This window comes from Gordonia asplenii (assembly GCF_012933505.1).
Taxonomy (GTDB): Bacteria; Actinomycetota; Actinomycetes; order Mycobacteriales; family Mycobacteriaceae; genus Gordonia; species Gordonia asplenii.
The window spans coordinates 1-379 of the sequence record NZ_JABBNB010000112.1 but is presented as its reverse complement, the minus strand read 5'-3'; the positions used below and the strand labels follow the sequence as shown (position 1 = coordinate 379).

Sequence of the window (379 nt, the reverse complement as noted above, 5' to 3'; positions counted from 1 at the left end):
TGGGATCTTGCGCATCGTCTTGACGATCACATCTACATGCGTCCGCGAGATCTGGCCGCGGCGTAACGCTTGCGCGGTATCCGGCAGCAGCGGGGCGACCGGTTCACCGGACGGAGTCAGGCTCGGTGCGAGTTTGTCGGCGTGCTCGCGGCGACGTTTGAGCTCCCCGCGGCCGACGTTCAACGACTGTTCATAAAACGCCCACACCGACCCCGCCGACTCGATCATCGGTGTCGGGCCGCGGCGCAGATTGTCCGCATACCTCAGCACCGTCAAGGCTTCGACCCGCCGCGACAACTCCTCATGCAGCCGGGTCGCCTCCACCAGCTCGGCATCCGAACACAACTCCGTCGACGCATCCGCCAGGGCGGTGACCGAA

The 379-nt window shown here is 65.4% G+C and carries 1 protein-coding gene; it reads right to left on the bottom strand.

Annotation, left to right across the window (positions count from 1 at the left end; translation table 11 throughout):
• Positions 1-379 (bottom strand): DUF222 domain-containing protein (locus HH308_RS29410; RefSeq protein WP_170197837.1); only part of this gene is annotated, 379 nt, incomplete at both ends.